At 70.3% G+C, this 17,730-nt stretch carries 18 protein-coding genes and 1 pseudogene; 12 read left to right on the top strand and 7 right to left on the bottom strand.

The features are described 5' to 3' along the window. The 4 genes from JHN45_RS12155 to JHN45_RS12140 all read left to right on the top strand — a co-directional run. The coding region (locus JHN45_RS12155; RefSeq protein WP_307783087.1) for an ArsA-related P-loop ATPase at nt 1-759 on the top strand (759 nt) is incomplete at its 5' end. Between the two features lie 81 nt (nt 760-840). Then, the gene (locus JHN45_RS12150) at nt 841-1,326 is read left to right on the top strand and encodes a DUF5304 domain-containing protein (RefSeq protein WP_200711590.1); all 486 of its coding nucleotides are present in this window, start codon (nt 841-843) and stop codon (nt 1,324-1,326) included. A 104-nt stretch (nt 1,327-1,430) separates the two neighbouring features. Further along, nucleotides 1,431-2,384 carry an ROK family glucokinase gene (locus JHN45_RS12145; protein WP_200711589.1) on the top strand — a complete coding sequence of 318 codons (954 nt, stop codon included), beginning with the start codon at nt 1,431-1,433 and terminating at the stop codon, nt 2,382-2,384. A gap of 149 nt (nt 2,385-2,533) precedes the next feature. Then, a complete protein-coding gene (locus JHN45_RS12140; protein WP_200711588.1) occupies nt 2,534-3,280 on the top strand; it encodes an endonuclease/exonuclease/phosphatase family protein in 747 nt (248 codons plus the stop codon). A gap of 18 nt (nt 3,281-3,298) precedes the next feature. Here the strand turns inward: JHN45_RS12140 and JHN45_RS12135 are convergent, their stop codons facing one another. Together JHN45_RS12135 and JHN45_RS12130 are read right to left on the bottom strand one after the other, a co-directional pair. Further along, entirely contained in the window at nt 3,299-3,904 is a 606-nt protein-coding gene (locus JHN45_RS12135; RefSeq protein ID WP_200711587.1) for a hypothetical protein, read from the bottom strand. Further along, entirely contained in the window at nt 3,897-4,709 is an 813-nt protein-coding gene (locus JHN45_RS12130; RefSeq protein WP_201049035.1) for a carboxylesterase, read from the bottom strand. Before JHN45_RS12130 ends, JHN45_RS12135 begins: the two co-directional genes overlap by 8 nt. A gap of 199 nt (nt 4,710-4,908) precedes the next feature. Here JHN45_RS12130 and JHN45_RS12125 point away from each other — a divergent pair, with 199 nt between their 5' ends. The 5 genes and pseudogenes from JHN45_RS12125 to JHN45_RS12105 all read left to right on the top strand — a co-directional run. Continuing rightward, the gene (locus tag JHN45_RS12125; protein WP_201049034.1) at nt 4,909-5,655 is read left to right on the top strand and encodes a 1-acyl-sn-glycerol-3-phosphate acyltransferase; all 747 of its coding nucleotides are present in this window, start codon (nt 4,909-4,911) and stop codon (nt 5,653-5,655) included. A gap of 28 nt (nt 5,656-5,683) precedes the next feature. After that, nucleotides 5,684-6,904, top strand: a complete 1,221-nt coding sequence (macS, locus tag JHN45_RS12120) for a MacS family sensor histidine kinase (protein WP_201049030.1) — start codon at nt 5,684-5,686, stop codon at nt 6,902-6,904. Continuing rightward, on the top strand, nt 6,901-7,578 hold the full coding sequence (locus tag JHN45_RS12115; protein ID WP_200711585.1) for a response regulator transcription factor: 678 nt from the start codon (nt 6,901-6,903) through the stop codon (nt 7,576-7,578). Before macS ends, JHN45_RS12115 begins: the two co-directional genes overlap by 4 nt. Before the next feature lie 121 nt (nt 7,579-7,699). After that, nucleotides 7,700-8,728 carry a 6-phosphofructokinase gene (locus tag JHN45_RS12110; protein WP_200681653.1) on the top strand — a complete coding sequence of 343 codons (1,029 nt, stop codon included), beginning with the start codon at nt 7,700-7,702 and terminating at the stop codon, nt 8,726-8,728. 253 nt (nt 8,729-8,981) lie between these two features. After that, nucleotides 8,982-9,695, top strand: a pseudogene (locus JHN45_RS12105) (NAD(P)-dependent oxidoreductase); the annotation flags it as partial. Here the strand turns inward: JHN45_RS12105 and JHN45_RS12100 are convergent. Both JHN45_RS12100 and JHN45_RS54690 read right to left on the bottom strand, forming a co-directional pair. Next, on the bottom strand, nt 9,647-11,527 hold the full coding sequence (locus tag JHN45_RS12100) for an anthranilate synthase family protein (RefSeq protein ID WP_201049029.1): 1,881 nt from the start codon (nt 11,525-11,527) through the stop codon (nt 9,647-9,649). The pseudogene JHN45_RS12105 and the gene JHN45_RS12100 overlap by 49 nt on opposite strands. A 109-nt stretch (nt 11,528-11,636) precedes the next feature. Beyond that, nucleotides 11,637-11,693: a trp operon leader peptide gene (locus JHN45_RS54690; RefSeq protein ID WP_078912442.1), complete on the bottom strand. Its 57-nt coding sequence runs from the start codon at nt 11,691-11,693 to the stop codon at nt 11,637-11,639. A 96-nt stretch (nt 11,694-11,789) separates the two neighbouring features. Here JHN45_RS54690 and JHN45_RS12090 point away from each other — a divergent pair, with 96 nt between their 5' ends. Both JHN45_RS12090 and JHN45_RS12085 read left to right on the top strand, forming a co-directional pair. Further along, nucleotides 11,790-13,142: a class II 3-deoxy-7-phosphoheptulonate synthase gene (locus tag JHN45_RS12090; RefSeq protein ID WP_200711583.1), complete on the top strand. Its 1,353-nt coding sequence runs from the start codon at nt 11,790-11,792 to the stop codon at nt 13,140-13,142. A 135-nt stretch (nt 13,143-13,277) separates the two neighbouring features. After that, entirely contained in the window at nt 13,278-13,502 is a 225-nt protein-coding gene (locus JHN45_RS12085; RefSeq protein WP_200711582.1) for a bacterioferritin-associated ferredoxin, read from the top strand. Between the two features lie 9 nt (nt 13,503-13,511). On the opposite strand, the gene bfr is transcribed toward JHN45_RS12085, so the two are convergent. Beyond that, complete coding sequence (gene bfr, locus JHN45_RS12080; protein ID WP_019062355.1) at nt 13,512-13,988, bottom strand: bacterioferritin; 477 nt, start codon at nt 13,986-13,988, stop codon at nt 13,512-13,514. Nucleotides 13,989-14,145: 157 nt separating this feature from the next. Between bfr and JHN45_RS12075 the strand changes: the two genes are divergently transcribed. After that, nucleotides 14,146-14,760 carry a sulfite oxidase-like oxidoreductase gene (locus JHN45_RS12075; protein ID WP_201049028.1) on the top strand — a complete coding sequence of 205 codons (615 nt, stop codon included), beginning with the start codon at nt 14,146-14,148 and terminating at the stop codon, nt 14,758-14,760. Nucleotides 14,761-14,789: 29 nt separating this feature from the next. Here the strand turns inward: JHN45_RS12075 and JHN45_RS12070 are convergent, their stop codons facing one another. Both JHN45_RS12070 and pknB read right to left on the bottom strand, forming a co-directional pair. Then, nucleotides 14,790-15,683 (bottom strand): deoxyribonuclease IV, encoded by an 894-nt coding sequence (locus JHN45_RS12070; RefSeq protein WP_200711580.1) that lies wholly within the window; start codon nt 15,681-15,683, stop codon nt 14,790-14,792. A gap of 34 nt (nt 15,684-15,717) precedes the next feature. After that, complete coding sequence (pknB, locus tag JHN45_RS12065) at nt 15,718-17,652, bottom strand: Stk1 family PASTA domain-containing Ser/Thr kinase (RefSeq protein ID WP_307783086.1); 1,935 nt, start codon at nt 17,650-17,652, stop codon at nt 15,718-15,720. Between the last annotated feature and the right edge of the window lie 78 nt (nt 17,653-17,730).

Raw genomic sequence — 17,730 nt, 5'->3', positions numbered from 1 at the left:
ATCCTCGCCCTCCCCGAGGAACTCCGCCGCTACCTCCGCCGCCTCCTCCCCGCGGAGCGCCAGGCGGCCCGCGCCCTGCGCCCGGTCCTCGGCCGCCTCGCCGGCGTCCCGATGCCCTCGGAGTGGCTCTACGACACCGCGGGCCGGTGGGACGTGGAACTGGCGGCCGTCGAGGCGGTCCTCGCCGACCGCAACACATCCGTACGCCTGGTCGCGGACCCCGGACCGGCAGGCGCCGACGCGGTCCGTGCGGCCGGTCTCGCCCTCGCCCTGCGCGGCCTGCGCCCGGATGCGCTGATCGCCAACCGGGTGCTGCCCGAGTCCGTCGAGGACACCTGGCTCGCCGCCCTGGGCGTCCAGCAGCGCAAGACCCTGGACGAGTGGCAGGGCACGTACGACTGCCGTCCTGTCCGTCACCTCGGCCACGACCCGCGCGGTACGGACGACCTGGCCGCGCTCGCCGTGCCCGGTGTCAACGCGACCGGTTCCACGGTCGAGTGGCCCGTGACCGACGAGCTCGCCGAGGACGGCGGCGACAGGGTCCTCGTCTGGCACATCCCGCTGCCCGGCGCGATACGGGACGAGCTGGACCTCGTCCGCCGGGGCGACGAACTGGTCGTCACCGTCGGCCCGTTCCGCCGTATCGTCCCCCTGCCCTCGGCCCTGCGCCGCTGCACCGTGGCCGGTGCCGCCCTGCGCGAGGGTGAACTCCGGATCCGCTTCACACCCGACCCGGACCTGTGGCCGCAGGGAAGGTGAGCATTGGTGCGTGCGGAGACGTGAAGCACGTACGCCCATTCGGGTAACGTCGTAGAGACGAACCGTAGTCAGGAGTCCGTCATGAGCGAAGAGCTCCCCCCGTACGAGGCCGGCAAGGAAGAGGCGCTCGACGAGGTGCGGGCGACCGACGCCGACGCCTGGGCGACGGCAGCGGCCGAAGACCTCGCAGCGGAGAAGGCCCGCCGCCGCACCCAGTACGGCCCGCCCCCGGGCTCGGCCGCCGAGGAACTGCGCAAGCTCGTCGACACCGTCACGGACAAGCTGGCCGGCCTCCAGTCACCCCTGCTCGGCCAGGTCGCGGGACCGGCCGCCCAGCAGGTGGTCAAGCAGGTCGTCCAGCAGGCCAAGGCCGCCGTCGAGCCCGTCATCGAACGCAACCCGGACGTCTTCGACCACCTCGCGGCGGCCGGAAACGAACTCCTCGCCGCGTACCGCTCCGCGGTCCAGGCCCAGGAACAGCGGTGGACGGCCCGCGACAGCGAACTCAAGAACCTGCGCGACCCGGGCGACGACTCCGGCCCCGGAGAGCGCATCGACCTCGACTAGGACCCGTCCCGGAGGGCCCGCTCTCCGGAACGACGTCGCTGATCCGACGCCGGGCCCTCGGGTACGGTGGGCCGTAGCGGGGCTCGACCGAAACTGAGGGATTCATGGGACTCACCATCGGCGTCGACATCGGCGGCACCAAGATCGCGGCCGGCGTGGTCGATGAGGAAGGCAACATCCTGTCGACCCACCAGGTGCCCACCCCGGGCACGCCCGAGGGCATCGTCGACGCCATCGCCGCCGCCGTCGACGGAGCGCGCGCCGGGCACGAGATCGTGGGCGTGGGCATCGGCGCGGCAGGTTACGTGAACCGGCAGCGCTCCACCGTCTACTTCGCGCCGAACATCGACTGGCGCCAGGAGCCGCTGAAGGACAAGGTCGAGGCCCGCGTGGGCCTTCCCGTCGTCGTGGAGAACGACGCGAACGCCGCGGCCTGGGGCGAGTACAAGTTCGGCGCCGGCAAGGGCCACCGCAACGTCATCTGCATCACCCTCGGCACCGGCCTCGGCGGCGGCATCATCATCGGCAACAAGCTGCGCCGCGGGCACTTCGGGGTGGCCGCCGAGTTCGGCCACATCCGCATGGTGCCGGACGGCCTGCTGTGCGGCTGCGGCTCACAGGGCTGCTGGGAGCAGTACGCGTCGGGCCGCGCCCTCGTCCGCTACGCCAAGCAGCGCGCCAACGCGACCCCCGAAGCCGCGGACGTCCTGCTCTCGCTCGGCGACGGCACCCCCGAGGGCATCGAGGGCAAGCACATCTCCATGGCCGCCCGGCAGGGCGACCCGGTCGCCGTCGACTCCTACCGCGAACTGGCCCGCTGGGCCGGCGCCGGCCTCGCCGACCTGGCCTCCCTCTTCGACCCCTCCGCGTTCATCGTCGGCGGCGGCCTCTCGGACGAGGGCGAACTCGTCCTCGACCCGATCCGCAAGTCCTACAAACGCTGGCTGGTGGGCGGCAACTGGCGCCCGGTCGCCGACGTGATCGCGGCCCAACTGGGCAACAAGGCGGGCATGGTCGGAGCGGCGGACCTGGCGAGGGAGCCGGACCCGATCATGTGAGTTGTTTTTAGGGGCGCGGGGCGGTAGTCGATTTGCGGCTACCGCCCCGCGCGCGCGACCAGCCACATCCGACCGGCAGTCGCGCACGTACCCCGCGCCCCGAGCCATTGGGCGCGCAGCCGTTTCCGTCGCGGCGTAAATTGATCCACATGCCGCCGCTCCCCAACTCCCGCACCGAACCCGACGGTTCCGCGATCATCCGCGTCCTGAGCTACAACATCCGCTCGATGCGCGACGACACCGACGCCCTGGCCCGGGTGATCAGGGCCTGCGCCCCGGACCTCGTCCTGGTGCAGGAGGCCCCCCGCTTCTTCCGCTGGCGCAAGAAGCTGGCCCGCCTGGCGTCGGCCTCCGACCTGGTCGTCCTCTCCGGCGGCGGCACCGCCGCGGGCCCGGCCCTGCTCTGCTCGCTCCGGGCAACGGTCGAACGCACCGAGGACGTACTCCTCCCGCTCACCCCCGGCGAACACCGCCGCGGCTTCGCGACCGCGGTCGTCCGTTTCGGCGGCGCCCGGCTCGGCGTCCTCAGCTGCCACCTCAGCCTCCGCGAGGACGAGCGCTACGACCAGGGCGGCATGCTGCTCGACCGGCTGGCCGGCATGGGTGTGGACCACGCGATCGCGGGCGGCGACCTCAACGACCGCCCCGGAGGCCGGACTTTCACCCGGCTGGCCAAGGATCTCCAGGACTGCTGGGCCACCACCCCGTGGGGCGACGAGTACACCTGGACCCCCGGCAACCCCTTCCAGCGCATCGACGCGATCTTCGCGACGCAGGGCGTCGAGGTGCTGGGGTGCGGGGTGCCGTCGGAGCAGCCGGGAGTGACGGAGACAGACGTGAGGGCGGCCACGGACCACTTCCCGGTCCTGGCCGCCCTCAAGATCCCCGCGAGCTAGAGGACGAGTCCTCGTGGGTCAGACGACGGCCCCGCGCCCGGGGTCGTCCCCCTCCTCGTCGTCCGTCCGCATCCGCATCACCAGCGTGCCGAAGCCGCCGAGGAAGCCGCCGATGCCGACGGTCGCGAGCCACCAGGTCATGTCCCAGCCGAGCAGTACCGCCAGCAACAGGAGGATCGGGCCGCCGATCACCCCGAGCCAGGCGAACTTGGCCGTCGTGTCGGCGGCCGGCAGCGGTGGCGGCTCCGGCGGCACGAAGTGGCCCTCGTCGTCCTCGTCGAAGTCCTCCTCGGAGGAGTCCGGCGCGGTGTAGTCACGGGGACCGCCGACACCGGGCGCGAACGAGACGGAGCTGCCCAGCGGCTTGGCGGGCGGCGGCTCCTCCGCGCCTTTGTCCTGGTCCTTGCCCTTGGCGGACTGCTCCTTGGCCTTGGGCTGTTCGTCGTTCTTCTCGGGGTCGAGCAGCGCCAGGTCCTCGATCGACTTGAACGGCTTGGCGCCCGGCGGATCCTTGGGCTCGTCGCCGTATCCGGCGACGATCGCGGCCCACGCGGCCTCCTCGTCGAACGGGACGCCCTGCTCGTCCGGTTCGAGGCCCTCGCGGTCGGAGTCGTGCTCAGCCACCTGTGGCCGTCCCTTCCTGCTCGCTCACCCGGCCCGTGTCGGACGCCTGCTTGCCGACACTGGGTGCGAGCCGGCCGATGAACGTGAAGCTCTCCTCGAAAATCCGGTCCGCGTCGTGGTCCAACGTCGCGACGTGGTAGCTCTGTTCCAGCAGGATTTCCGTCACGTCGGCCGAGGAAACGCGACTGAGGACACGGGCCGAGTCGGCGGGCGGCACCACGTGGTCCTGGGTGCTGTGCAGCAGCAGGAGCGGCTGGGTGACCTGCGGGAGCTCGCGGTCGACCAGCCGGAAGAAATTGCGCAGCGAGTGCGCGGAGTGAAGCGGCACCTTGGCGTAGCCGACCTCGTCGCTGCCCTCCTTCGCGATGTCGCTGGCGATACCCGGCGCCGTACGCACCAGGTGGCGGGCGACCGGAAGGGCGTACGCGGCGAGGCCGTGCACCTTGATACCGGGGTTGACGACCACGACACCGCTGATCTCGTCGCCGTGCTTCGCGGCCAGCCGCAGGGCCAGCGCACCGCCCATGGACAGGCCCGCGACGAAGACCTGCGAGCAGCGCTCGCGCAGGGCGCGCAGCTCGCGGTCCACCTCCGCGTACCAGTCCTGCCAGCCGGTGAGCGCCATGTCCTCCCAGCGGGTGCCGTGCCCGGGCAGCAGCGGCAGCGACACGGTGAGGCCGCGCTCGGCCAGATACTCCGCCCAGGGGCGCAGCGACTGCGGGGAACCGGTGAAGCCGTGGCAGAGGAGAACTCCGACCTCCCCGCCCTCGTGGCGGTACGGCTCGGCTCCGGGGAGGACCGGCACCTTCGGTCTCCTGTTCATGAGAGGGGCGTGTTCATGTTCATGAAGAAGGGTGTGCGTCAGTGAGGCGTGAACGAGTCCAGGTGCGGTTAACCGTACGCGACCGCACTGACACCGACCAGGGCCGTCGGGTCCTTTGACGGTGCTCCGGGTTAAGGTCTGATCGATGAGCACAGGAGGCACTCGGTTGTTGTACGGCACGATGAAGGTCGCCATCGGTGGGCCGCTGAAGGTCGCCTTCCGGCCGTGGGTGGAGGGCCTTGAGAACATTCCGGCGGAGGGCGCCGCCATTCTGGCGAGCAATCACCTCTCGTTCTCGGACTCGTTCTTCCTGCCCGCGGTCCTCGACCGCAAGGTGACCTTCATCGCGAAGGCCGAGTACTTCACGACGCCCGGGGTGAAGGGCAAGCTGACGGCCGCGTTCTTCAAGGGCGCCGGCCAGCTCCCGGTGGACCGGTCGGGTGCGCGCGGGGCGGGCGAGGCCGCGATCAAGGCCGGGCTCGACGTCCTGGAGCGCGGTGAACTGTTCGGTATCTATCCGGAGGGCACGCGCTCCCCGGACGGCCGCCTGTACCGCGGCAAACCCGGCGGCCTCGCGCGCGTGGCGCTCGCCAGCGGCGCTCCGGTGATCCCGGTCGCGATGATCGACACGGAGAAGATCCAGCCGCCCGGCAAGGTGGTGCCGAAGCTGATGCGCCCGGGCATCCGGATCGGCAAGCCGCTCGACTTCAGCCGGTACAACGGCATGGAGCACGACCGTTTCGTCCTGCGGGCCGTGACCGACGAGGTCATGTACGAAATCATGAAGCTCTCCGGCCAGGAGTACGTCGACATCTACGCGACCGCCGCCAAGCGGCAGATCGCGGACGCGGCGAAGGCCGAGAAGGAAGCGGACAAGGCCACCAGGGCCGCGCTCGCACAAGCGGAGAAGGAGCAGACGAGCCCCTAGGCGGGGTGGTCTGTTGGGGGTGGGGGAGTTGGCCAAGCGCGAGCGCGTCATCAGAATGTCGGTCGAGCAGCCGCTGTGGCGTGCCCTGAGCGGCTACCGGGTGCTGACCATGCTGTACGCGGTCGGACTGTTCGCCTCCGAGTACGACCAGTTCGACCGTCCGGGCGTCGCCATCGCCTTCTATGTCGTCCTGTTCGTCTGGACGCTCGCCACCCTGCCCCGGGTGCAGAGCGCGGTCGCCTGCACCAAGCGCTTCCTGGCCGTGGACCTCGCGATCGCGCTGACCGGCATCGTCCTCACCCCGGTCGCCGCCGACGCCCACCACATCGACAGCGGCGGCCCCACCCTGCCGTCGATATGGACCGCGGGTTCGGTCCTCGCCTTCGCCATCAAGGGCGGCTGGCGCTGGGCCGCGTTCGCCTCCACCCCGGTCGCCGTCGCCAACCTGATCGAGCGCGGCTCCCCGGCCCGCGACACCGTCCACAACGTGGTGCTCGTCTGGGTCGCCTCCATCGCCATCGGCTACGTCGTGGAGGTCGCCCGCGCTTCCGAGCGCACCCTCGCCCGTGCCCTGGAGATCGAGGCCACCACCCGCGAGCGGGAGCGGCTGGCCCGGGACATCCACGACGGTGTCCTCCAGGTGCTGGCCATGGTGCAGCGGCGCGGTGCCGTGCTCGGCGGAGAGGCGGGCGAACTGGGCCGGATGGCGGGCGAGCAGGAGATCGCGCTGCGCACCCTGGTCTCCGGCGGACTGGTCCCCGTCTCCCGGATCTCGCTGGACGCGGCGGAGGGCGCGGTCGTGCGGGCCGTGGAGGAAGAACCCGAGCAGGACGACGACGGGCCGGTCGATCTGCGGTCGCTGCTCGCGCCGTACGCCGCCGCGAAGGTGAGTTTCGCCGAGCCCGGGGCTCCGGTGCCGTTGCCCGCGGACGCGGCGAAGGAGCTGGCCGCCGCGGTCGGGGCCGCGCTGGACAATGTGCGCAGGCATGCCGGTGACGACGCCCGTGCGTGGATCCTGGTCGAGGACGAGCCCCGGGAGGTCGTCGTGACCGTACGGGACGACGGGCCCGGTATCCCCGAGGGGCGGCTGGCGCAGGCCGAGGGTGAGGGGCGGCTCGGGGTCGCCCTGTCGATCCGGGGGCGGCTGCGGCACCTCGGCGGCAGCGCCGAGCTGGTCTCGATTCCCGGGCAGGGCACGGAAGTCGAGCTGAAGGTACCGAAGGCACGGGGGAAGGCGGGGACACGATGAGTGAGCAGCGGGGCCCGATCAGGGTCATGGTGGTCGACGACCATCCGATGTGGCGGGACGCGGTCGCCCGCGACCTGGCCGAGGCCGGTTTCGAGGTGGTCGCCACCGCCGGTGACGGCGAGCAGGCGGTACGCCGGGCCCGGGCCGCCGCCCCGGACGTCCTGGTCCTGGACCTGAACCTGCCGGTGCTGCCCGGCGTCCAGGTCTGCAAGGAACTGGTGGGCGCCAACCCGGCGTTGCGCGTCCTGGTGCTCTCCGCGAGCGGTGAGCACGCGGACGTGCTGGAGGCGGTGAAGTCGGGCGCGACCGGCTATCTGCTCAAGTCGGCTTCCACGGAAGAGCTGTTGGACGCGGTGCGGCGAACGGCGGTCGGCGACCCGGTGTTCACCCCCGGGCTCGCCGGACTGGTCCTCGGCGAGTACCGCCGCCTGGCCTCCGACCCGGCACCGGCCGCCGGCAGCGACGAGCCCAAGGCTCCCCAACTCACCGACCGCGAGACCGAGGTGCTCCGCCTGGTCGCCAAGGGCCTCAGCTACAAGCAGATCGCCGAACGCCTGGTCATCTCGCACCGCACGGTCCAGAACCACGTCCAGAACACCCTGGGCAAACTCCAGTTGCACAACCGCGTGGAGCTGGTGCGGTACGCGATAGAGCGCGGACTCGACGACGCGTAGCCGGACGGGGTAGATCAACTACCCCACAATTCAGCTGAATTGACCTTCCCGCCCATCCCTCTGTGACCTGGATCACCATTAGCGTGGCTGTCACAGGAAACTGCGGCGAAGGGATATTTCCATGCGCGTCGGAGTACTGACCGGAGGCGGCGACTGCCCCGGACTCAACGCCGTCATCCGGGGCATCGTCCGCAAGGGCGTCCAGGAGTTCGGCTACGACTTCGTCGGCTACCGGGACGGCTGGCGAGGCCCGCTCGAAGGCGACACCGTCCGTCTCGACATCCCCGCGGTGCGCGGCATCCTGCCCCGCGGCGGCACCATCCTCGGCTCCTCCCGCACCAACCCGCTGAAGCTGGAGAACGGCATCGGCCGCATCAAGGCCAATCTCGCCGCCCAGGAGGTCGACGCGCTCATCGTGATCGGCGGCGAGGACACCCTCGGCGTGGCCGCGCGGCTCTCGGACGAGTACGGCGTGCCGTGCGTCGGCGTACCGAAGACCATCGACAACGACCTGTCCGCCACCGACTACACCTTCGGCTTCGACACCGCCGTGGGCATCGCCACCGAGGCCATCGACCGGCTGCACACCACCGCCGAGTCGCACATGCGGGTCCTGGTCTGCGAGGTCATGGGCCGGCACGCCGGCTGGATAGCGATCCACTCCGGCCTGGCCGGCGGCGCCAACGTCATCCTCATCCCCGAGCAGCGCTTCGACGTCGACCAGGTGTGCGGCTGGATCACCTCCCGCTTCAAGGCGTCGTACGCCCCGATCGTGGTCGTCGCGGAGGGGGCCATGCCCAAGGACGGCGAGGTCGTCCTCAAGGACGGCACCCTCGACTCCTTCGGGCACGTCCGGCTGTCCGGCGTCGGCGAATGGCTGGCCAAGGAGATCGAGAAGCGGACCGGCAAGGAGGCCCGCACCACCGTCCTCGGCCACATCCAGCGCGGCGGCACCCCCAGCGCCTTCGACCGCTGGCTCGCCACCCGCTTCGGCCTGCACGCCATCGAGGCCGTCCGCGACGGCGACTTCGGCAAGATGGTCGCCCTGCGCGGCACGGACATCGTCCGCGTACCGATCGCGGAGGCCACGGCCCAGCTGAAGACGGTGGACCCGAAGCTGTACGAGGAGGTCGGGGTGTTCTTCGGCTGAGACTTGGCTGCGCTCTTGACGTCGACCGGGCATCTTGGATGAACCCCGGCCACGTTCTTGACCTCCGTTGGGCACCTCGGTTGAACCTCGGGCACGTTCTTGACGTCGGCCGGGCATCCCAGCCCGTCCGGCGTTTGAGGACGAGGCCCCTTCAGGGCCGAAGCGGGGGTCCGGGGGCGCAGCCCCTGGACGGTGCGTTCGGTCGCCGGCGCCTGGACATGCACGGTGCTGGAGTACACCGGTCCGCCCCTGGAGGGGCTCGTACTACTCGCCGTACTCCGTAGCCGAGTTCGCCTGGACCCTCGCGATGGCCGTCAACCGCCGGATCGTCCGCGCGGCGACCCGCACCCGTGACTTCGACTTCCGGCTCGACGGCCTGATGGGCCGCGACCTGCGCGGCCGTACCGTCGGAGTGCTCGGCACCGGAAAGATCGGCGAGGCGTTCACCCGCATCGCCCACGGTTTCGGGATGCGGCTGCTGGGCTGGGACGTCGCCGAGAACCCGGCGTGCGTCGAACTCGGCATGACCTACGTCCCCAAGGAACAGCTCCTCGCCGAGTCCGACCTGGTCACCCTGCACGTCCCGCTGCTGCCGGACACCCGGCGGCTCATCGACGCCGACGCGCTGAAGGCGATGAAGGACGACGCGATCCTGATCAACTCCAGCCGAGGCGGCCTGATCGACACCGCGGCCCTCGTCGCCGAACTGCGCGAGGGCCGCTTCACGGGCGTGGGCCTGGACGTCTACGAGGCGGAGGCGGGCCTGTTCTTCCTCGACAAGTCCCTGGAGGCCGTCGACGACGACACCCTGGCCCGCCTGGTCACCTTCCCGAACGTCCTGGTCACCTCCCACCAGGCGTACTACACCGAGGACGCCGTCGGCCAGATCAGCGACGCGACCGTCCGCAACGTCCTCGACTACACGGCCGGCCGCCGCTCCGAGAACGTGCTCGTGCCCCGCAGCTGACCCATCAACTCCCGTACGACAGCAGCCCCGTCGAGCGTCAGCACCGACTCCGGGTGGAACTGGACGCCGGCGAACCCGGGCCCCCGTAGCGCATGCACTTCACCGCTCGCGCTACGGCTGACCTCCACACCGTGGGCACCCAGTTCGGCCGCGACCTCGTCGTCGCAGTGCGCCACGAAGCTGTTGTAGAAGCCGACGGTCTCCTGCCGCCCGAACAGATCGACCGCCGTCTGCGCCCCCTGGTACGGAACCTCCTTGCGGACGATCTCCAACCCCAGCTCCGCCGCGACCAGTTCGTGCCCGAGGCACACGCCGAGGACACCGTGCCGGTTCGCCCGGAGGACCTCGGCGGTCAGCGCCCGCAGGAACCGCATCTTCAGGTCGGCGGTGTCGGAGGGGTCACCGGGGCCAGGCCCCAGCACCACCGGCCCCTCGTGCGCGAGCACCGCCTCCCGCAGCCCCTCCTCGTCGTACCGCCGCACGGTCACATCGAGCCCGCTCGACCGCAGCACATGCGCGAGCATCGCCGTGAAGGTGTCCTCCCCGTCGACGACCAGCGCGTGCCCGGTCAGCTCCTCGGACCGCTCCTGCATCCGCAGCCAGAAGGGGGCCAGGGAGGTGCGGCGACCGTCGAGGGCGGCGCGCACCCGGGGGTCGTCGGCGAGCCGGGGCCGCGTGCTCTCCTCGCGCGGCCGGGACGGTCGTACGCCGAGAGCCGCCAGGACGCCCGCCGCCTTCGCGTGGGTCTCCGCGACCTCGCCCGCCGGGTCGGAGCCGCGCACCAGGGTGGCGCCGACCGGGACCCGCAGCCGGCCGGCCGGGTCGATGTCGGCGGTGCGGATGAGGATGGGGGAGTCGAGGGTCTGGGCACCGCCGGAGTCGTGGCCGACGAGGGCGAGGGCGCCGGCGTAGTAGCCCCTTCCGCCCACCTCGTGCCGCTCGATGACCCGGCAGGCGTTCTGCACCGGCGACCCGGTGACGGTCGCCGCGAACATGGTCTCCTTCAGGACCTCCCGAACGTCCAGCGAGGACTTGCCGCGCAACTCGTACTCGGTGTGCGCGAGATGGGCCATCTCCTTCAGCCGGGGTCCGATCACGACCCCGCCCATGTCGCCGACCGTGCACATCATCTTCAGTTCCTCGTCGACGACCATCGACAGTTCCTCGATCTCCTTGCCGTCGGCGAGGAAGTCCAACAGGTGCTCGGGCGTGGGCCCTTCCGCCGGATAGCGGTACGTCCCGCTGATCGGGTTCATGACGACCGTCCCGCCGGACATCCGCACGTGCACCTCGGGGCTCGCGCCCACGAGCGTGCGCTCACCCGTGTGCACGACGAACGTCCAGTACGCGCCCCGCTCACCCACCAGCAGCCGCCGGAACAGCGCGAGAGCGTCTCTGCGCGAGAACCCCGGGATCTCGCCCTCGTACGTCCGCCGGATGACGAAGTTGGCGCCCTCGCCGCGCCCGATCTCCTCCCGCAGCACCCGTCCGACGATCTCCCCGTACGCCTCGTCGCCGACGTCGAAGCCACCGCCCTCGACCCGTACGTCGTGCGCGGGCAGCTGGTCCAGGGCGTCGGCGAGCGGGATGCCGTACGACTCCTCGGGGGTGAGGAAGGCCAGCGGGGTGCCGTCGTCGCGGACGTCGAAGCCGCGCTCGCGGATCTGGCGGAAGGGGATCAGGGCCAGGCCCTCGGCGGGGAGGTCGGCGAGGCGGTCGTGGGTGGAGACCGGGCCGAGAAAGACCTCGACCGTGTTCTCGTCGTGGCCCGGCGTGCGGCGGCGCAGCAGGGCGAACGGTCGGTCGTCGGTCAGCAGCTGTGTCAGGTCCATGGTTCCTCTGCCATCTGGCGATCTGTCGATCTGTCGGTGAGGAACGACCCCGGAAACGCCGAAGGCCGCCCTCGGGCGGCCTTCGCGAAGTACTGTTGAGTACGCGCAGTCAGTGGGCCGCCGGATGAGCGGTCCACCACCAGTTCTGAGTCGAAAGCGCGAACATGCGAGGCACCATACCCCACGCCCAGCTGAGCGTGTGGGCATCTCACCTGTCGAGCCGCGCGAAAACAGCTCGACACGACCCCGTAATGTTGAGGCCGTGACCGTGAACGCTAAGACCAGCGCCAGCGCTGGCAACACCTGGCGAGACCTGCCCGCGGCGCAGCAGCCCGAGTACCCCGACACCGAGGCTCTGCGCGCAGTGATCGCGGACCTCGCGTCGTATCCGCCGCTCGTCTTCGCGGGCGAGTGCGACCAGCTGCGTGCCCGGTTGGCGGCCGTCGCCAAGGGAGAGGCGTTCCTCCTCCAGGGCGGCGACTGTGCCGAGGCCTTCGACGCGGTGTCCGCCGACCACATCCGCAACAAGCTGAAGACCCTCCTCCAGATGGGCGCCGTACTGACGTACGCCGCCTCGGTGCCGGTGGTCAAGGTCGGGCGCATCGCCGGCCAGTACTCCAAGCCGCGCTCCAAGTCGACCGAGACCCGCGACGGGGTGACGCTCCCGACCTACCGGGGCGACTCCGTCAACGGCTTCGCCTTCACCGAAGAGGCCCGCATCCCGGACCCCGAGCGCCTGAAGCGGATGTACAACGCGTCCGCCTCCACGCTCAACCTGGTGCGCGCCTTCACCACCGGCGGCTACGCCGACCTGCGCCAGGTGCACGCCTGGAACCAGGACTTCGTGAAGTCGTCCCCCTCCGGCCAGCGCTACGAGCAGCTCGCGCGTGAGATCGACAACGCGCTGAACTTCATGCGGGCCTGCGGGACCGACCCGGAGGAGTTCAAGACCGTCGAGTTCTACTCCTCGCACGAGGCGCTGCTGCTGGACTACGAATCGGCCCTCACCCGGGTCGACTCCCGCACCGGCAGGCTCTACGACGTCTCCGGGCACATGGTGTGGATCGGCGAGCGCACCCGCCAACTGGACGGCGCGCACATCGAGTTCGCCTCCCAGATCCGCAACCCGATCGGCATCAAGCTCGGCCCGACCACCACCGCGGAGGAGGCGCTGCAGTACATCGAGCGCCTCGACCCGGACCGCGAGCCGGGCCGGCTCACCTTCATCGTGCGGATGGGCGCGGACAAGGTCCGCGACAAGCTGCCCGAGCTGGTCGAGAAGGTCACCGCGTCCGGCGCGACCGTCGCCTGGATCACCGACCCGATGCACGGCAACACGTACGAGGCGGCCTCCGGTCACAAGACCCGCCGCTTCGACGACGTGCTCGACGAGGTGAAGGGCTTCTTCGAGGTCCACAAGGGCCTCGGCACCCACCCGGGCGGCATCCACGTCGAGCTCACCGGTGACGATGTCACCGAGTGCGTGGGCGGCGGCGACGAGATCTTCGTCGACGACCTGCATCAGCGCTACGAGACGGCCTGCGACCCGCGTCTCAACCGCAGCCAGTCCCTTGACCTGGCCTTCCTCGTCGCCGAGATGTACAGGGACCAGTAACCGTTTCACCTGTTACAGCAGAGTGCCGTGGGGCGGGGATCACATACGATCCCCGCCCCACGGCACTTTTACAGGACCTGCGGGCCGGGTAAGGTTAGGTTGGCCTTATCAAGTTCCGGCGGGAGGTGAATCCGCGTGTACGTCTGCAGTTGCTTCCAGGTGACCGAGGCACAGGTCCAGGAGCACGCGGGTGGGGGTGCCTGTACGCCCCGCCAGATCGCCTCCGCCTGCAAGGCCGGTACCGACTGCGGTTCGTGTGTTCGCCGGATCCAGGCCATCCTCGGCCGCGGCAACTGCCCGCGCCGCGATCTCGTGGAAGAGGGCGCGTCGGTCTTCGCCGAACTGGACGAAGCCGCTTAGGGGTGGACCCTAGCTGGGCTGCTCGATCTGCTGCGCGATGTACAGCGCCTCGCCGAGCTGCTCGATCAGCTGCAGCTGCGTGTCGAGGTAGTCGATGTGGTGCTCCTCGTCCTCGAGGATGTCCTCGAAGATGTTCGCCGACGTGATGTCGCCCTTCGTGCGCATCACCTCGATACCGCGCTTGAGGCGGTCGATCGCCTCGACCTCGACCTGCCGGTCCGCCTGGAACATCTCGGTCACCGTCTGGCCGACCCGGACATGGAACAGCCGCTGGTAGTTCGGCAGACCGTCGAGCATCAGGATGCGCTCGGTGATCTTGTCCGCGTGCTTCATCTCGTCGATGGATTCTTCACGCGTGTACTTGGCGAGCTTGGTCCAGCCGTTGTTGTCCTGGATGCGGTAGTGCAGCCAGTACTGGTTGATCGCGGTCAGCTCACCGGTGAGCTGCTCGTTCAGGAATTCAAGGACCTCGGGGTCGCCCTGCATCGCAGAGGCTCCTTCCAAAACAAGGGAACTGGCGGGTTGCGCCGCATGATTGCACCGGCGCGAAGACGTCGTCCAGTAAGTGCATGCTTAGTAGGAGTTGCCCGAATCCGCCCAGAGCCGGTCATGTGCACCGGCCCCCGTCTGTCAGGATGGAGCCATGGGTCAGAGAGGGGTCGAACAGTCCGAGCTGCCGCCCGGCCAGCGACTTCAGCGCGGCTGGCCGGTCACCCACTACGGCCCGGTCCCCAAGTTCCGCCCCGAGCGCTGGGAGTTCAGGGTCTTCGGCGCCACCGCCGACGGCGACAAGCACTGCTGGAACCACGACGAGTTCACGGCCCTGCCCTACGACTCGGTCGTGGCCGATCTGCACTGCGTCACGAAGTTCAGCATGCTGGGCGCCGAATGGGGCGGCATCCCCGCCCGCACGATCCTGGAGACGGCCCCGCCGTCACCCGCCGTCACCCATGTCATGGTCTGGGCCGAGTACGGCTTCAGCGCCAACCTCCGGCTCGCCGACTTCGCCGCCGAGGGCACGATTTTCGCCACCCACAAGGACGGCGAACTCCTCACCGCGGAACACGGTTTCCCGCTCCGCCTGGTCGTCCCCCACCTGTACGCGTGGAAGGGCCCGAAGTGGGTCCGGGGCGTCGAGTACATGACGGCGGACCGGCGCGGCTTCTGGGAGGAACGCGGCTATCACAACGTCGGGGACCCGTGGAAGGAACAGCGGTACTCGTACCAGGAGGGGCCCGGCGAGGGTCCCGAGCTGTAAGCCCCAGGGGCGTTGCGAGCCCTTCGAGGCTATGAGTCCCTGAGCTTCTTCAGCCGCTCCACGTCCGCCGCGTGCCCCTCCTTGCCGCCGGGCGTCTCGATGATCAGCGGTACGCCCTCGGTCGCCGGGTGGGTCATCAGCGCGCGGAACGGATCCTCGCCGATATGCCCGGAGCCGATGTTCTCGTGCCGGTCCTTGTGGGCGCCGACGACGTCCTTGGAGTCGTTGGCATGGATCAGTTTCAGCCGCCCCTCGCCGACCGTGTCCACCAGCAGATCGAGCGTCTGGTGCATGCCGGACGGGCCGGTCAAGTCGTGGCCCGCGGCGAAGATGTGGCACGTGTCCAGACACACACCCAGCTTCGGATGGGCGTCCAGCGCCTCGAAGTACGGCCCGAAGTCCCAGGTCCGCGAGCACAGCGACGAACCCTGACCGGCCGTCGACTCGAGCAGCAGGAACGGATCGTCCTCGTGCGTCAACTCGTCCAGCAGCGGCAGCAGATGCTCCCGCACCTGGGCCAGCGCCACGGCCCGCTCCCGCCCGCCCGTCGCACTCCCGGTGTGCACGACCACACCGAGCGCGCCGATCTCCCGTCCCCGCCGCAGCGAGTGCCGTAGCGACTCCACGGACTTCTCCACGGTCGCCTCGGTGTGCGAGCCGAAGTTGATCAGGTACGGGGCGTGCACGTACGCCGGGATGGACTCGGCCTCGCAGACCGCGCGGAACTCCTCGTCCTGGCGCGGGTTCCCGGCCGGTGTCGCCCAGCCGCGCGGGTTCGCGACGAAGACCTGCACGGTCTCGGCGGCCAGCTCACGGGCGTAGGACAGCCCCACGGAGTGCAGGCCGCCGGCCACCGGGACATGGCCGCCGACGGGGTTGCGGGAAGGGAACTCAGGCGTACTGGAGGGGAACTCGCTGCTCACCCGACCAGGGTGTCACGCGCGCGTGCCGCCCCCGTCACCGGATGGTGATCGTGATCGTCGACCCCTTGGGGGCCTGCTCGCCCGCGTCCACGGACTGGCTCTTCACGGTGTCGCCGAACAGGCCGAGCAGCCCGCGGTCCTCCTTGACCTTGAAACCGGACTCCTCGAGGAGCTTCGTCGCCGCGTCGACACTCGCGCCGACCACGCTCGGGACCTCGACCATCTCCGGGCCCTTGGACAGCGTCAGCGTCACGGTGTCGCCCTTGGCGGCCTGGCTGTCGCCGGCCGGGGTCTGCTGGGCGACCTGGCCCGCGTCGTACTCCGAGGTGACCTCGGTGTCCGACACCTTCACCGTGAGACCGGCATCCTGGAGGTCCGACTTCGCCTCGTCCAGATCCTCACCGGTGACATCGGGCACGTCGACCGCACTGCCCTTGCTGACGGTCAGGGCTATCGCGGAGCCCGCGTGGCGCTCGGTGCCCGCCCCGGGGTCCGTGCTGATCACGAAGCCCTTGGGGACGTCGTCGCTGAACTCCCTGGTGACCATGCCGGCCGCCAGCCCGTCCGTCTTGAGGAGGGCCTGCGCCTTGTCCAGGGCGTAGCCCGTCAGATCGGGCACCTTCACGGTCTCCGGCCCGTCCGAGACGGTCAGGGCCACCGAGTCGTTGTCCCGGATACGGGCGCCGGCCACCGGGTCGGTGCTGATGACCGTGCCCCGCTTCACGGTGTCGCTGTAGGCGTGCTTGACCGACTTGACGTCGAGACCGGCCTCTTTCAGCCGCTCCTTCGCCTGCGCCTCGGTCTTCGCCAGCAGCGGCGGGACCTTGGTGAACTGGCCGGAGTTGATGTACCAGACGCCCGTCCCGACGCCGATGATCAGCAGGACGGCCGCGATGATCGCCAGCAGCCCGCGCCGGGGCCGCCGCGCGTCGCGCCGCCGGGGCGGCAGCGGCGGCCCGCTCTCGAACCGGCTGGTCCGGTTGAACGGGTCACCGGGCTCGTCGTCCTCGTTGACCGGCAGCGGACGCGGCACGGTCAGCGAGCGCGGGATCACACTCGTACGGTTCTCGGAGTCGGGATGTTCCGAGGTCAGCGCCTGCGGCGGCACCACGTCCAACTGCTCGTCGCTCAGCCCCGCCCGCGCCTCGCGGACCAGACCGAACAGCGCGACCGCGTCGTACGGCCGGATCTCCGGGGTACGCGCGGTGGCCGTGGCGACCAGCTCGTCCAGCTCGTACGCCAGCCCGGGCACGACGGCGGAGGGCGGCGGGACGTCCTCGTGCAGGTGCTTGTAGAGCACGATCGCGGGGGAGTCCCCGTCGTGCGGCTTCTGGCCGGTGAGCATCTCGTACAGGACGACACCGCACGCGTACACGTCGACCCGGGGGGACGCCGTGCCGCCCTCGATCTGCTCCGGCGCGAGATACGAGACCGTACCGAGCACGTTCTCCGTGGTGCTGGTGACCGTGTCCACGGACCGGACCAGCCCGAAGTCGGCGACCTTGACCCGGCCGTCGTCCCCTATGAGCACGTTCTCCGGCTTCATGTCCCGGTGCACGAACCCGGCCCGGTGCGCGGCACCGAGCGCGGCCAGCACCGGCTCCAGGATGTCCAGCGCGGCCCGCGGCTGGAGCGCCCCGCGCTCGCGCAGCACGTCCCGCAGGGTGCAGCCGGCGACGTACTCCATCGCCAGATAGACGTACGCCCCCTGGGCGCCCTGGTCGAAGACCTGCACCACGTTCGGATGCGCCAGCCGCGCCACCGACTTGGCCTCGCGGATGAACCGGTCGACGAAGGAGGCGTCGGCCGCCAGCGTCGGGTGCATCACCTTGAGCGCGAGAACCCGGTCCAGGCGGGTGTCCACGGCCCGGTAGACCGTGGCCATCCCGCCGACGGCGATCCGCGCGTCGACGCGATAGCGGCCGTCGAGCAACTGCCCGACGAGAGGGTCATGAAGGGTCGCATCCACGCAGGTGAGTGTACGAGCCGAGGCTGACAGCGCCCCCTTTTCGGCCAGTTTCGGGGCGGTACTGCAGCGGACCTGTGA

Source organism: Streptomyces sp. MBT53 (genome assembly GCF_016654115.1).
Lineage (GTDB): Bacteria > Actinomycetota > Actinomycetes > Streptomycetales > Streptomycetaceae > Streptomyces.
The sequence above is the reverse complement of the archived record's forward strand: the minus strand, read 5'-3'. Positions and strand labels throughout refer to the sequence as shown.